This is a genomic window from Paraburkholderia sp. BR10923 (assembly GCF_040948765.1).
Taxonomy (GTDB): Bacteria; Pseudomonadota; Gammaproteobacteria; order Burkholderiales; family Burkholderiaceae; genus Paraburkholderia; species Paraburkholderia youngii.
The window spans coordinates 666,173-679,947 of sequence record NZ_JBFPKO010000001.1 but is presented as its reverse complement, the minus strand read 5'-3'; the positions used below and the strand labels follow the sequence as shown (position 1 = coordinate 679,947).

13 protein-coding genes are annotated in these 13,775 nt (G+C 66.3%); 4 read left to right on the top strand and 9 right to left on the bottom strand.

What is annotated here, in order from left to right:
• Nucleotides 1-14: 14 nt before the first annotated feature.
• Nucleotides 15-305: a hypothetical protein gene (locus AB3X94_RS03060; protein WP_368610741.1), complete on the top strand. Its 291-nt coding sequence runs from the start codon at nt 15-17 to the stop codon at nt 303-305.
• Here the strand turns inward: AB3X94_RS03060 and AB3X94_RS03055 are convergent.
• The 3 genes from AB3X94_RS03055 to AB3X94_RS03045 form a co-directional block, all read right to left on the bottom strand.
• On the bottom strand, nt 277-1,542 hold the full coding sequence (locus tag AB3X94_RS03055) for a virulence factor family protein (RefSeq protein ID WP_368610740.1): 1,266 nt from the start codon (nt 1,540-1,542) through the stop codon (nt 277-279). The genes AB3X94_RS03060 and AB3X94_RS03055 overlap by 29 nt on opposite strands.
• Entirely contained in the window at nt 1,539-4,130 is a 2,592-nt protein-coding gene (mprF, locus tag AB3X94_RS03050) for a bifunctional lysylphosphatidylglycerol flippase/synthetase MprF (protein ID WP_176108390.1), read from the bottom strand. The genes AB3X94_RS03055 and mprF overlap by 4 nt, the downstream gene beginning before the upstream one ends.
• 367 nt (nt 4,131-4,497) lie before the next feature.
• Nucleotides 4,498-4,641, bottom strand: a complete 144-nt coding sequence (locus AB3X94_RS03045; protein WP_013089588.1) for a hypothetical protein — start codon at nt 4,639-4,641, stop codon at nt 4,498-4,500.
• 230 nt (nt 4,642-4,871) lie between these two features.
• Here AB3X94_RS03045 and AB3X94_RS03040 point away from each other — a divergent pair, with 230 nt between their 5' ends.
• The gene (locus tag AB3X94_RS03040; RefSeq protein WP_368610739.1) at nt 4,872-6,275 is read left to right on the top strand and encodes an MFS transporter; all 1,404 of its coding nucleotides are present in this window, start codon (nt 4,872-4,874) and stop codon (nt 6,273-6,275) included.
• A gap of 65 nt (nt 6,276-6,340) precedes the next feature.
• On the opposite strand, the gene AB3X94_RS03035 is transcribed toward AB3X94_RS03040, so the two are convergent.
• The 5 genes from AB3X94_RS03035 to AB3X94_RS03015 form a co-directional block, all read right to left on the bottom strand.
• On the bottom strand, nt 6,341-6,835 hold the full coding sequence (locus AB3X94_RS03035; RefSeq protein ID WP_176108388.1) for a DUF421 domain-containing protein: 495 nt from the start codon (nt 6,833-6,835) through the stop codon (nt 6,341-6,343).
• Nucleotides 6,836-6,924: 89 nt separating this feature from the next.
• Nucleotides 6,925-7,590, bottom strand: coding sequence for a glycosyltransferase family 2 protein (locus tag AB3X94_RS03030; protein ID WP_176108387.1), 666 nt, complete (start codon nt 7,588-7,590; stop codon nt 6,925-6,927).
• Nucleotides 7,587-8,192: an SAM-dependent methyltransferase gene (locus AB3X94_RS03025; RefSeq protein WP_176385015.1), complete on the bottom strand. Its 606-nt coding sequence runs from the start codon at nt 8,190-8,192 to the stop codon at nt 7,587-7,589. Before AB3X94_RS03025 ends, AB3X94_RS03030 begins: the two co-directional genes overlap by 4 nt.
• A gap of 33 nt (nt 8,193-8,225) precedes the next feature.
• Nucleotides 8,226-9,380, bottom strand: coding sequence for an acyl-CoA dehydrogenase (locus tag AB3X94_RS03020; RefSeq protein WP_368610738.1), 1,155 nt, complete (start codon nt 9,378-9,380; stop codon nt 8,226-8,228).
• A 120-nt stretch (nt 9,381-9,500) separates the two neighbouring features.
• Nucleotides 9,501-11,471, bottom strand: a complete 1,971-nt coding sequence (locus AB3X94_RS03015) for a PAS domain S-box protein (protein WP_368610737.1) — start codon at nt 11,469-11,471, stop codon at nt 9,501-9,503.
• 280 nt (nt 11,472-11,751) lie between these two features.
• On the opposite strand from AB3X94_RS03015, the gene AB3X94_RS03010 reads away from it, so the two are divergent.
• Nucleotides 11,752-11,985, top strand: coding sequence for a hypothetical protein (locus tag AB3X94_RS03010; RefSeq protein ID WP_368610736.1), 234 nt, complete (start codon nt 11,752-11,754; stop codon nt 11,983-11,985).
• 48 nt (nt 11,986-12,033) lie between these two features.
• On the opposite strand, the gene AB3X94_RS03005 is transcribed toward AB3X94_RS03010, so the two are convergent.
• Complete coding sequence (locus AB3X94_RS03005) at nt 12,034-13,092, bottom strand: NAD(P)/FAD-dependent oxidoreductase (protein WP_368610735.1); 1,059 nt, start codon at nt 13,090-13,092, stop codon at nt 12,034-12,036.
• A gap of 243 nt (nt 13,093-13,335) precedes the next feature.
• Between AB3X94_RS03005 and AB3X94_RS03000 the strand changes: the two genes are divergently transcribed.
• Nucleotides 13,336-13,773 (top strand): carboxymuconolactone decarboxylase family protein, encoded by a 438-nt coding sequence (locus AB3X94_RS03000; RefSeq protein WP_176108382.1) that lies wholly within the window; start codon nt 13,336-13,338, stop codon nt 13,771-13,773.
• Nucleotides 13,774-13,775: the final 2 nt, after the last annotated feature.

The following is a 13,775-nucleotide window of genomic DNA, read 5'->3' as shown; positions in this document are numbered from 1 at the left end:
GAGGCAGGTAGAGAATGAACCTGAAAGCGGACATAAAAAAACCCGCCTCGTTTGGCGGGTTATGTGTCACTGCAAGTCGACGCGCGCTAACCCACCATTCGATGAATGATGCTAATAATCAGCGCAATACGGATGTCGAGGCAGTTCATGCCGACGATCTTCGTCGACTTGGCAGGCTTTGTCAATCTCCGCGGACCACGGTTCTGGCCAGAACGGAGCAGCAAAAAAACGGGGCGCGCCGTAAAGCGCGCCCCGCTGATACAGCCAACGCCGCAATCAATCGCGCACGCCGCTCTGCTTCTTGAATGCCGCGAGAATGCGTCGCTCCAGCGCGTTGTAATCGCGGCCGAAGTGATGGTCGCCGGAGGTGCGGATGACTTCTACACCGCTCTTGTCGAGCGCCGGACACAGCGTGTCGGTCTCGCTCTCGCCATAAAAGCATTGAACGATTGACGGCGGCACATGCGTCAACTCGGGCCGCACGTTCAGCGCCTTGTCACTCGCGGGCATGCCGAGCCAGCCGCCGACGCGGATCTGGAAGTCGGCGTCGGGCGCGAAGCCGAGCAGCGACATCAGCGACACCTTGTCGCGCTGCGCCTGCGGCAGACGGTTATACGCGAACGGCATCACATCGGCGCCGAACGAGTAGCCGATCAGCGCAACGTGCTGCGCGTGCCAGCGCTCGCCATAGGTTTGCATCACGCGCGCGAGATCGCGGCTCGTTTGCGCGGGCGGCTTCTCGCTCCAGAAATAGCGCAGGCTGTCCCAGCCGACCACCGACACGCCATCTTTCTGCAAGGCCTGCGCGATCGTCTTGTCGAGATCGCGCCAGCCGCCATCGCCGGAAATCACGATCGCCATCAGGCCGTTCGGATGCGCGGCCGGCAACTCGATCAGCGGCAGGTCGGAGACGTCGTCGGCACTCGTCGAGACCGGCTGCAGATGCGGCGTCAGCAAAGCGACCAGACGCGCGCGATCGGCGTTGCCCGTGCTCGCCTTTTCGACGAAGCCCGGCACCTTGTCGCGGATCACGGTCGGGTCGGGCGGACACGGTTCGAAGCGCGCGTCGAGCGTGCGGTCGGCGTCGACCGACACCGCGCCCGCGATCGTATTGGACGGCGCCTGCTCGAGCACGTGCATCGCCAGCGTTGCGCCCTGCCCCGTACCCGCGACGATCGGCGCGAAGTAGCGGCTCGACTGCGATTGTCGTTCGAGCTGATGGCTAAGCGCCTCGGCATCGCCCACCAGTTGATGGCAGGTTTCCTTTTTCGCGGCAAGGTTGGCCTCGTAGCGCGCGGTATCGACGCCGACCGTCATTGCGCCCGCTTTCGCGAGCGCATCGGCGCTCTGCTGATCGGCCGCGCTCCAGCCGCTCGCCTGCGAATACAGTACGACGAAGCCGCGCAGCGGCCCCTCGGGCTGCGTGACGCGCACGTCGCCATAGCGGCCGCCCGGTACGGTGGTGGTGGCCGCGTGCGCGAGCGCGCCGCAACTCAGAACGCTCGCCGCGACGGCGAGCCGGAACAACGGATGCAATGTCATGAACGCCGGCCTCCTGCCAGCAGCGACAGGTCCGCGAGCGTGAAGAACACGCCCGAACCGGATGCCGCGAGATAACGCGGCTCCCAGCGCGGCTGGAACTTGCTCTTGAAAGCACGCAGTCCGCGGAAGTTATAGAAGCGGCCGCCGAAGCGCCACACGATGCCGGCCAGCCGATGCCAGCGCGACGCGAGCGGAGTCGGCTGCACGCCGGAGAGCGGCGCAATGCCGAGACTGAGCGAGCGGAAGCCCGCCTGCTTCAGATGCAGCGCGAGTTGCGTGAACAGATATTCCATCGCGTACGGCGACGCGCTTTCGACGTGACGCATCACGCCGACGGTCGCCTCGGTATTCATATCGGTCGTCATGAAGGTGACGAACGCGACCGGTTCGCCGTTCTGGCGCACCAGCATCACCGACTGCGCGGCGAGGTATTCGTCGTGGAAAGCGGCGACCGAGAAACTCTTCTCGCGCGCATCGTGGCTGCCGAGCCAGCCATCGGAAATGCCGCGCAGCGTTTCGAGCGACGCCGGCACACGCGCCTGATCGATCACTTCGACGCTAAAGCCGTCGCGCTCGCCGCGCTTCAACGCATAGCGCAGATGCGCGCGGTGCGAGCCCTTCAGATCGAAGTCGTCGAGCACGACGTGCGCTTCCTCGCCGAGCTTCATCAGCGTGAGGCCGGCGTCGAGATACAGCGGGAGCGCATTCGCGCGCACCTGGTAGAACGCGGCGCGACCGCCGTGCGCATGCGCGAGCGCGACGAACTTTTTGATGAGACCCGCCCACTCTTCGCGCGGCCCCACCGGATCGTGCAACGCGGCCCACGTGCGGCCGTATTTCGCGTACATCAGGAACGCCTCGCGCGATTCCGAAAACAGGAAGCTCTTGTCGCCCATCAACGCGAGACCGGCATCGCTGCGTTCCTGCGCGCGCACGATGCGCGCGGCGTCGAGCAGATCTTCGGGCGCCGGCTTCACGAAGCGGCCCGGCGCCGGACGCAGCAATTGCCAGAACGAAAAGGTCGCGGCGAACACGCTGGCGGCGAGCGTCGCGCGCAGCGCGCGCGGCGCGCGCTCGTCGAACGCGAATTGCCACCACAGGTCGCGCGTGTACGGCACATCACGGAAAGCGAACAGCATGACCCACGTCGCGAACATCAGCACCATCGCGATCGACACGAGCCAGCCGGCCGTGAAACGCTCGGCGAACAGCGACGAATGACGGTTGAAGCGCTTGCGCGTCGCGAGCAGCAGCACGATCAGCATGCCGAGCACACCAGCTTCGACGAATGCGAGACCCTTGGTCAGCGACAGCGCAAGGCTCAGCAATGCGAGCGCGAGCGTCATCCACCATGCCGCATCGAGCCGCCGCAGCAGCCCACGCGCGACGAACAACAGCAGCACGCCGAGCACGCTGCACAGCATCGCCGAGCTTTCGAGCACCCACAGCGGTACCACGTCGCGCAGCACATGAATGCGCTGCCAGAACGCCGGCGTCGCGCTCGAGATGACCAGCATGCCGCCGACCACGAACGTAACGAGGCTCAGAAACAGCGGCGCGAGTTCCGACACGCGCTGCGCCTGCAGCATCGACAGACGGTTCTTCAGCGCGCGCCCCTCAAAGCCCGCGAGCAGCGCCGCGGAGACGATCAGCGGCACGCCGAAATAGATCGCGCGATACGCGAGCAGCGCGGCGACCATCTGATGCATCGGCACGCTGCCGCTCAGCGTGAACACCATCGCCGCCTCGAACACGCCGACCCCGCCAGGCGTATGGCCGATCAGGCCGAGCAGCATCGCGGCCGCGTAGACGGTGATGAAGCCGATGAAGCTCACGTTCGCATGCGGCAGCAACGCCCACAGCGCGAGACCTGCGGCGACCACGTCGAGCACCGCCAGCGCGATCTGCGCGAGCAGATCACGGCGCGCGGGAATATCGAACGAGAGCCACTGCCAGCGCGTGCGAATCGGCCGCGTTTCGCGGCGGCACGCGGCGGCGGCGAGCGCCAGCGCGATCAGCAGCGCAGCGCCGCTCCAGCGCAGCGCGACCGGCGACAGATGCAGCATCGGCGCGAGCTGTGCAGCCATGCCGAGCATGCCCAGCGCGGTCATCAATACCAGGGCGAGTGCGAGCGACACGCTCGTGAACACGGTCATGCGGCCGATCTGCGCGGGCGTGATGTTCGCGACGCCGTACACGCGCGCGCGCACCGCTCCGCCCGTCAGCGCGCCGAAACCGGTCGCATTGCCGAGCGCCGAGCCGGCCGTCGCGCCGACCCACAGCGCCGCGCGCGGCACGCTCGCGCCGAGATAGCGCAGGCCGACCGCGTCGCGCCCGACCAGCGCGACGTAGCTAAGCGCGGTCGCGCCGAGCGCGCCGATCCACTCGCGCGGCGACAGCTCGCGCAGTTCGCGCATCACCGAACGGTAATTCACCGCCTCCGACAGATGCTGCAGCACGACCAGCAGCAGCCCGCAAATAACGAGCGCGAGCACGGGCGACAGAAGTCCCCGGCTGCCAAGCACTTTCGCTGCACGGCCGAGCAGCGCGCGCAGGCGCTCGAAGCTGTGTTGAAGTCGGTGGAACATGGTCAATGCGGGCCTTGCGAGAGCGGTCGCCGCGACGGGTGCGTCACGCGCGGTATCGCCTGTGGCGGCGATTACAAAGTGATAACGGCAAAACGTGCAAAAGGTTGACAGCAATAGCAATTTTGCTGTCGATTCGCCTACGCGTCGCGCGTCAAAAGCGCGCGCGAGCGATATCTGGAAGGGAAACGGCGATGGCGGGCCAGAACTGGCCCGAGGGGAGGGCTACTCTTTGGGGACTGATGTCGACGGCGCGGATGACGCGCTGAACGCGCCCTGCCTGGCGGGGCCAGAAAGCACAATGCCCGCTACACGAGCGGGCATCGACACGGTTGGCGGGTCTTGCGCGGCCCGCGCGCGCAATATGCGCTTATTGCGGGCGACGATACGCTTCGGCGATCACCGCGCAGTTCTGCAGATGCAGGTTCAGCGCATGCAGCGCCAGCGCGCGCAGCTTGCCGAAGAACGTGGTGGCGGCGGGGGTGGAACGGACGACAGTCGATGCGGTGTTCATGGCGGCTCCTGACTAAGGGTTTATACCTAAGCGATAACCCGATTATAGCCATCTCGTGCCGCAGCGCAACAAAAATCAATATTTATTGGCGGTGTCGCACCGCCGCCGTCGCGTGTCGGATACAAAAAATGTAAAGGGTCGGCATCGGCCCTGCAGGTATTAACAATCCGCACCGTACAGGTGCAATAATGCCCCCTTTGCCTGCGACGCTTCGCCGCAGCCTCGCCGCCATGACCGTCGCCCAGACTCAGAAAGCTCTGATTGCGCCCCTTATCGTCGCGTGCGCGATGTTCATGGAAAGCGTCGACGCCAACGTGATCGTCACCGCGCTGCCGGCCATGGCGCGCGATTTCGCCCGCGACCCGGTCACGCTGAAAATCGCGGTCACGAGCTACGTGCTCGGGCTCGGCGTCTTCATCCCGGTCTGCGGCTGGCTCGCCGACAAGTTCGGCGCCCGCACCGTGTTCCGCACGGCGATCGGCATCTTCGTCACGGGCTCGCTGTTGTGCGCGGCGTCGAACTCGCTTGCCACTTTCACGGTTGCGCGTTTCATTCAGGGCGTCGGCGGCGCGATGATGGTGCCGGTCGGGCGGATCATCATCTTTCGCGTGGTGGAAAAAGCCGACTTCATCCGCGCGATGAATTATCTGAGCGTGCCCGCGATGCTCGGCCCCGCTGCCGGTCCGCTGCTCGGCGGCTTCATCACCACGTATCTGCACTGGCGTCTGATCTTCTTCATCAACGTGCCGATCGGCATTCTCGGCATTTATCTGACCAATCGCTATATCGCCAATACGCGCGAACCGGACCCCGGCCCGCTCGACTGGATCGGCTTCCTGCTGTCGGCGGCGGGCGCGGTGCTGCTGCTGCTCGGTTTGTCGCTGGTCGGCGGCGAACTGATTTCCAATACCGACGCGTTCGGCATGTGCGCGCTCGGCGCGACGCTGCTCGCGATCTACGTCGTGTACGCGCAGCGCGTCGCGCTGCCGCTGCTCGACTTGCGCTTTTTCAAGGTGCCGACTTTCCAGGCGAGCGTGCTCGGCGGCTCGCTGTTTCGCATCGGTCTCGGCGCGCTGCCGTTCCTTCTGCCGCTGCTGCTGCAGGAAGGCCACGGCATGAGCGCGTTCCAATCGGGGCTGATCACCTGCGCGTCCGCGTTCGGCGGCATGTTCATGCGCACGATCGCCTCCACCGTGCTGCGCCGCTTCGGCTTTCGCCAGGTGCTCGTGTTCAACGCGGCGCTATCGGGCATTTCGATCGCCGCGTGCGGACTCTTTTTCCCGCACACGCCGACGTGGATCATCTGGGTCGTCGTGCTGCTCGGCGGCTTCTTCCCTGCATTGCAATTCACCAGCCTCAATTCGCTGACCTACGCGGAGATTGCGAGCCGCGACGTCGGCCGCGCGACGAGTCTCGGCAGCGTCGTGCAGCAGATGTCGCTCGGTCTCGGCGTGACGGTCGGCGGGATCGTGCTGCAGATTTCGCGCGCGCTGCATGGACATCCGAGCATCACGTGGTCGGATTTCTGGCCCGCGTTTCTGGTGGTCGGGCTGTGCTCGTTCGCGTCGATTCCGGTCACGCTGCGCTTGCCGCGCGGCGCGGGCTCGGAGATTTCGCGAGGCGGGCGCGGCTGAGCCGCGCGTCGAGCCCTTACAGCCCGCCCGCACAAACGCGCCCCGCCCTTCCCGTGTTCAGGCGCTCACTCGCGCTTGCGTATCACGCTCACCTCGCCATTGCGTTCGAGGATCGCGGCGGCCACGTTGTCCATCGAGCGCGAGCCGGTTTTCTGCCGCACGCTTTCCTCGATGTCGGTGCGCGTGATGAGCGCCGCGTGCATTTCGTTCGCGTGGAACTTGCCGTCGCTGAACACCTCGCGCTCGACGCCGCACACCAGCAGCTCGAAGCGGCGCGAACGTATGAACGCCCACGCGAGCACCCGGTGACATACGACGATCACCAGCGACGCGACCACGGTCGCGATGAACGGCGACGCCCCGACAATCGCGCGGCTCAGCATCGCGCCGAGCAGAATCACGACGACCAGATCGAACGGCGTGCGCTGACCGAACGAGCGCCGCCCCGATACGCGAATCAGCACGATCGCGATCACGAACACGACGATCGAGCGCAGCCCCATCTGCAACGGGTCGAGTTCCCTGCCCTGGCCGAATAGAACGAAAAACGCGTCCATCATGTTCGTCCTCCCCGCGGCGTATTGCCGTGCCATTGCTCCGGTATCCGGATGGTTGCGAGCGAGACCAGCTCGCGGCGCAGCGCCGTCGCTCAGGCCAGCGCGCCATCCGTCGCCCATGCAATGAGCGTGTCGCCGAAACCGCCGCGCGCGCGGGCCGCGGTACGCGCGCTCGTCGTCACGCGCGGCGCGGCGCTCCACGCGATGCGCGCGCCCGTCGCGATCAGGCGATCGACGAGCGCAACGTCCTCGCTGCATTTGAGCGGCGGAAAGCCGCCCGCGCGCCGATAGGCTTGCGCGGATACGCCGAGATTCGCGCCGTGCACGTGACGATGTCCGTCGGCGTCGACATAGGTCTTGCGAAAATATTCGCGCACGCTGTGCGGATGCGCGCTCCAGTCGTCGACGGCGATCGAGCCGCACACCGCATCGGCGCCGAGCGCCAATTGCGCAGCGAGCCAATCCGGCGACACGCGGCTGTCGGCATCGGTAAACGCGAGCCAGCGCGCGCCGAGCGCGAGCAGCAGCGACGCGCCCAGCGCCCTTGCGATCCCGACGTTGCGCGCCTTCAGCGTCAGCGTCTGCACGCCGTAAGCGCGAGCGATCGCTCCGCTGAAATCGCTGCACGCGTCGAGCGCGACGACGATCCGCACCTCTTCGCCGGCGAGAGCTTCATGTCGCGACGCTTCGAGCAAGGCCGCGAGGCACCCCGCGATCAACGCCTCTTCGTTATGCGCCGGGACGATCACGCCGATCATAGAAGCCCCTCTCGCTGCGCGACCGAACGTGCGTCGCGCGACCACACGTCGATCAGCAAGTCGGCTTCGTCGTGATGCGCGAGACGTGCGAGGCCGCAGCGCGCATCGAATAGCGCGTGCGCGCGGTCGGCCGATTCGCGCGCTTCGGCGAACGGCCGGCGCCAATGGCAGGCGAGCAGCGTGCCATCGGTCGTCAGCGAACCAGCGATGCGCGCGGCCAGCGTTTCGAGCTCGGCCGCGTCGAGGTAGTACGCAAACTCGCTGATCACAATCAGATCGAACGGCCCGTGCTCCGTCGGCCATTCGCACGGCACGCTGCGCTGTTGGATCCGCACGTTCGATGCGCCCGCGACCCGTTCGCGCGCGAGCTCGACGGCGCGCGGATGCAGATCGGCAGCGAGCAGTGCGTCGCAGCGCGTCGCGAGCCCGGCCGTCAACTCGCCGTTCGCGCAGCCCGGTTCGAAGCCGTTGCGATAGCGCGGCCGCGGCAGCAGCGCGAGCGTCAGCGAACGCTTGCGGCGTTCGTACCAGCCTTCGCGCAAACGCCACGGATCGTCGCTGCGTCGGTAAAGTTCATCGAAGTACGGCATCGGCGAGCTCATCGCAGCGATCCTCCGAAGGCTGGGGAATAAAGGTCATAGCGTCCACGATGTGAGTGTTTGCAACGACGCGTGATCCGATGCCGGCACTGCGGTCGTGTCAGCGCACATAACGAGCCGTTCGCCAAGCGCGGCGAGATCGCGTTCCGCGTGGCTTTGCCGCAGAAACACTGGCAGGTCGGCGAGCGCTCGGGCGAAGCGCGCGTCGCGGCACAACGGACCCGCGCCAAGCGCGCGCGTCGCATGATCGATGACGGCGCTCGCGGCCTGCTCGACGGCCAGACGCGCGCGCAACACGCGCGTCTGCGCATCATCCGAAGGTCGCGCGTCGATCCACGCGGCGGTTTCACGCAACACCGCGGCGGCCGACCGCAACGCGACATCGGTCGCGCCGAGATGAGCCAGCCGATGCGCATCCGCGCGCCGCGCGCACGCGTCGCGCAGCGTGCGGCCGATCTGCGCGGCCGCGCCGTACCAGCACGCGGCGATACCGGCGCCGCCATGCCAGAAGCCCGCGCGCTGCAGATATTCATGCGGCGCGCCGACGAGCGTCGCCACGGTGTCGTTGAACGTCACATCGGCGCTCGCGGTCGCCCTCATGCCGACGGCCTGCCACTTCGATGTGTCGATCGAGATCGAGCTCTGGTCCAGCGCGACGGCCGCGAGCACCGGCTCGTCATCGCGCCATGCGGTCACGAGCGCATGGGTGAGCGCCTGCGCGCCGGAGCACCAGGCTTTGGTACCGGACAGGCGCACCTCAGCGCCCTCGCCAGAAGCGTTCTGGATTCCTTCACTGACTGCGCGCACTCGCGCGTCCGGCGCTTCGGCGGCCCACACCCCCCAGCGGCTTGCCGGCGGCGGCAACGGGCCGCTCAGCTCGGCGAGAATCGCGAGCGCATCGGTATGGCCTTCGAACAGTTTGACGAGACCGAGGTCGCACGCGGCAACGGCGGCCAGCGCGCGCCAGCGCACCAGCGTCTCGCCATGCCCTGGCAACGGCAAGCTCGGCGCGCGATCGTAGCCGCGCTCGATAAGATCAGCGAGCAGTGCTCCGAGAGCAGCGGGATCGTTCGCATCGAAGCGCGCGTCGCGCAGGAAATCGTCGAGCGGCGGTGCGCGGCCGCCGTGTTGATTCGAGATCTGCCGTGACTGGGCCTTCAAGCTGGCCGCGTGGTCGCGCGTGTCGAGCATCGTGCCTCCCTGCACCGATTCGATCCGCGGCCCGCCGAGCGGCGGCGGACCGGAACGTATGCAGAGTCACAGCAAACATCGTGCCCCAGCTCACGGGGCAGCCGCGCAGCGAAAAAGCGCCTACGTCCCCCCGCTTCCGCTCAGTCGACCATCGGCCTTCGTGAGCAACGCGTCGAGGACCGCCATCTCGACCGGCTTCACCAGGTGCGCATGGAAACCCGCGTTGCGAGTGCGATCGAGATCGCTCGCATGACCGAAGCCCGTCATCGCCGCGTACATCGTGCGAGCCATCTCGGGCAGCGCGCGCATCGCCGCGAGCGTCGCATAGCCATCCATCTTCGGCATCGCCAGATCGATCAGCGCGAGATGCGGTGAGAAGCGCGGCGCGATCTGCAGCGCCTGCTCGCCCTCGTAGGCGATACGCACCTCGTGGCCCTTCAGTTCGAGCAGCATCGCGAGGCTGTCGGCCGAATCGCGATTGTCGTCGATGAGCAGAATCCGCAGCGGCTGCACGTATGGCGCGGCATTGATCGCGCCGCTCTCCGCGGTGTCGGACTGCGCCGAGAGCGGCAGACTCAGAGTGAACGTGCTGCCGAGCCCCGGTCCTTCGCTGCTCGCGACGATGCTGCCACCATGCATTTCGACGAGCGACTTGCACAGCGTCAGGCCGATCCCAAGACCGCCTTCGCCGAAACTTTGCCCTTCCTTCTCCTGCGCGAACAGCTCGAAGATCTTGTCGAGCGAGCGCACCGGAATACCGCAGCCGGCGTCGCGCACTTCGAGCACCGCCATGCGAAAGTCGACACGTCCACGCATCTCGATCACGCTGCCGTGCGGGGAAAATTTCGATGCGTTGTGCAGCAGGTTTTGCAGGACCTGCACGAGCCGCGTCATGTCGCCGCGAATGCTCACGGGGGCGTTGGTTACCTGCGCGACCACGCGCTGCTCGCGCGAGTCGGTGAACGGCCGCGCCGCTTCGATCGCACGCGTGACGAGTTCGGTGAGGTCGACGCGCGCAATCCGCAGTTCGACCTTGTCGGACATGATGCGGCCGATATCGAGCAGATCGTCGACGAGTCGCGTCAGGTGCGTGACCTGGCGATCGATCAGATCGCGCGCACGCGCGACCACCGGGCTCAGATTGGCTTCCATCTGCATCGTGCCGACCGCGTTGCGCACCGGCGCGAGCGGATTGCGCAGTTCGTGCGCGAGCGTCGCGAGAAATTCGCGCATGCGCTCACCGGAGCGCTCGAGCTCCTCGCGCCGGCGCCGCTCGGTCAGATCCCGCGTGACCTTGGCGAAGCCGCGCAAGCGTCGGGATTCGTCATAGACGGCCGTGATGATCACGTTGGCCCAGAACGTCGAGCCGTCCTTGCGCACGCGCCAGCCTTCGTCTTCGACGGCGCCGATCTGCCGCGCGATCGCGAGCTCGCGCGCGGGCTTGCCGGCCGCGGCCTCCTCGGGCACGTAGAACTGCGAGAAGTGCCGGCCGACGATTTCATCGTGCGTATAGCCCTTGATGCGCGCGGCGCCCGAGTTCCAACTGACGACGAAGCCTTGCGGATCGAGCATGAAGATCGCGTAGTCCTTCACGCTATCGACGAGCAGACGGAAGCGCTCCTCGCTCTGGCGCAGCGCTTCGAGATATTCGCGCTGCGCGGTCAGATCGCGCGTGATCTTCGCGAAGCCGGTGACCTCGCCCTGCCCGTTGCGTATCGCGGTGATCACGACGTTCGACCAGAACGTCGTGCCGTCCTTGCGCACGCGCCAGTCCTCGTTCTCGAAGCGGCCGGTGAGCGCCGCCTGCTCCAGCTCGAAGCCTGGCCAGCCGCGCGCGACGGATTCCTCGGTGTAGAAGCGCGAAAAATGCTGGCCGACGATCTCGCTTTCCGTGTAGCCCTTCAGCTTCTGCGCGCCGGCATTCCAGCTCACGACGTGGCCTTTCGCGTCGAGCAGAAAGATCGCGTAGTCCGAGATCGCCTGCACGAGCGACCAATAATCGACGCCGACGAGCGCCGACGGCGCGGCCTCGGCCTGCACTCGAGCGGGCTCGCCGTGGACGCGGAGAGTAGAAGCATCAAGCTGGGTCATGGCGGACACGTAATTGGAATTGTTGTGTTTAGCAAGCCTCGCGCCTGGCCGGCGCCGAAGCCTTCGCGAAAACGGTTGCGCGGCCCCGCATGGGTCGGGATGCGGCGCGAAGGGCGCTCGCGCGCCGGCTCACAAGGCGCAAAGCTTATAACGGCAGGCCCCGCGATTGCTAGTCGGTCATCACGGAAAGCGTCGCCGCGCGGCGGTTTCGGCTTTCCGTTTTGCCCTTCGATAGCAAAAACAGGAGTGTCAATTGAAAAAGGTATTCACGACTTTCGCCATGAACTTCGGGGCCCCGTGTGCCCTCGCCGCGGCATTGAGCTTCGCATCCAGCGTCGCGCAGGCCGAAGGCTGCGCCAAAGGCGCGGTCGTGGGCGGGGTGACCGGCCACGTTGCCGGACATCATGGGACGGCGGGTGCGGCCGCGGGCTGCGCGATCGGTCACCATGAGGCGAAGAAGAAAGAGAAGGCCGCGAGCGCCGCGGCCGCCGCGAGTCAGCCCGCTGGAAAATGATGCCAATGGCCGGTCCGGCTCGACATCGCCGCGCTTGCGCGCACGCCGTCAACCGGCCGCGCCGATCTTTTCCGCGAGCTTCGTGTCGTAGCTCGAATGGACATGCACGCGTTTCTTGTCGGGATACGCGTATGCATACGCCTTGCGCAGCGCGAGCGACGCCTCGTGAAAGCCTGACAGGATCAGCTTCTGCTTGTTCGGATAGTTCGCGATGTCGCCGACGGCGAAGATGCCCGGCCGCGAGCTTTCGTAGTTCGAGGTATCGACATCGATACGCCCGCCGTGAATCTTCAGTCCCCACTGCGCGATCGGTCCGAGATCCGCGACGAGTCCATACAGCGCGATCAGGTGTTCGGCTTCGAGCTGGGTCTCGCCATGGATCTGCCGCAGCGTCAGCGAACGCAGCGCGCCGTCTTCCACCTCGAGCGCCGCGATCGCGCCGATGACGAAGTCCATCTCACCCGCCTCGACCGCGCGCCGCATCAGCTCGACGCTCGAATCTGCCGCGCTGAAGCCGGCGCGCCGATGCACGAGGGTCACCCGCCGCGCGACCTTGCGCAACGCCAGCGCCCAGTCGAGCGCCGAATCGCCGCCGCCCGCGACGACCACGTTCTTGTCGGCGAAATCGGCGAGGCGCGCCACGCTGTAGTGCACGTAGCGCTTTTCCAGCGGCACGGCCTCGGGGAGCCCGAGCTTTTGCGGGACGAACGCGCCATTGCCGGCGGCGAGAAGGATCGCCGCGACATCGAACACGAGGCCGCGCTGGGTGCGCACGGTCCAGCGGCCGTCGTCGCGTTGCTCGACCGTATCGACGCGCTGTTCGAGATGAATCGGCACATCGAACGGCTTGCATTGCGCGACCAGTCGCTCGACCAGTTCGCGCGAGGTGCATGACGGAATCGCGGGGATATCGTAGATCGGCTTGTCGGGATACAGCTCGATGCACTGGCCCCCGACCCTTCCGAGTATGTCGACGATCTGGCAGGTGAGGCCGATCACACCGGCCTCGAATGCCGCGAACAGACCCACGGGACCGGCGCCGACGATCAGGACATCGGTGCGGATCGGCGAGGTGGACACAGAGGACGGGTCGGCGGCAACGGTCATGAGGCAGGTCTCCGGATCACGGTGAAAGGCGCAAAGCAAGCGTCGATAACTCACCTTACCGAATCGGCCCGCACGCGGCAACGATGCCATCGTCGGCGGTAAGGATGCTATGCGGGCCCCGCTCAACGCCCGAAAGTGGCTACCTGAAAATATCTGGAATCGGCCATTTTGATGATCCAGATGACGGACTAAGCTAACACCTGTCCGATCCATCGCAGCGTCCCATCAACCCAGGAGCCCATCATGGAACAACGTCTCGACTTCTACAAAGCCAACCCCGCCGCGATCAAATCGCTGCTCGGCGTCGAAGAGCGCATCGGCAAGTCGGCGCTCGAAAAATCGCTGACCGAACTGGTGCGGCTGCGCGCGTCGCAGATCAACGGCTGCGCGTATTGCGTCGACATGCATACGAGCGACGCGCGCAAGGGCGGCGAAACCGAGCGGCGTCTCGCGACCGTCGTCGTGTGGCGCGAAACGCCGTTCTTCACGGACCGCGAACGCGCGGCGCTCGAGTGGACCGAAGCGGTGACGCTGGTGTCGCACGATCACGTGCCCGACGCGGTATGGCAGGCGGTGCGCCCGCACTTCAGCGACGAGGAACTGGTCGACCTGACACTGCTCATCTCGGCGATCAATGCCTGGAACCGCTTCGCGATTTCGTTCCGGAAGATGCCGGCCTGAGT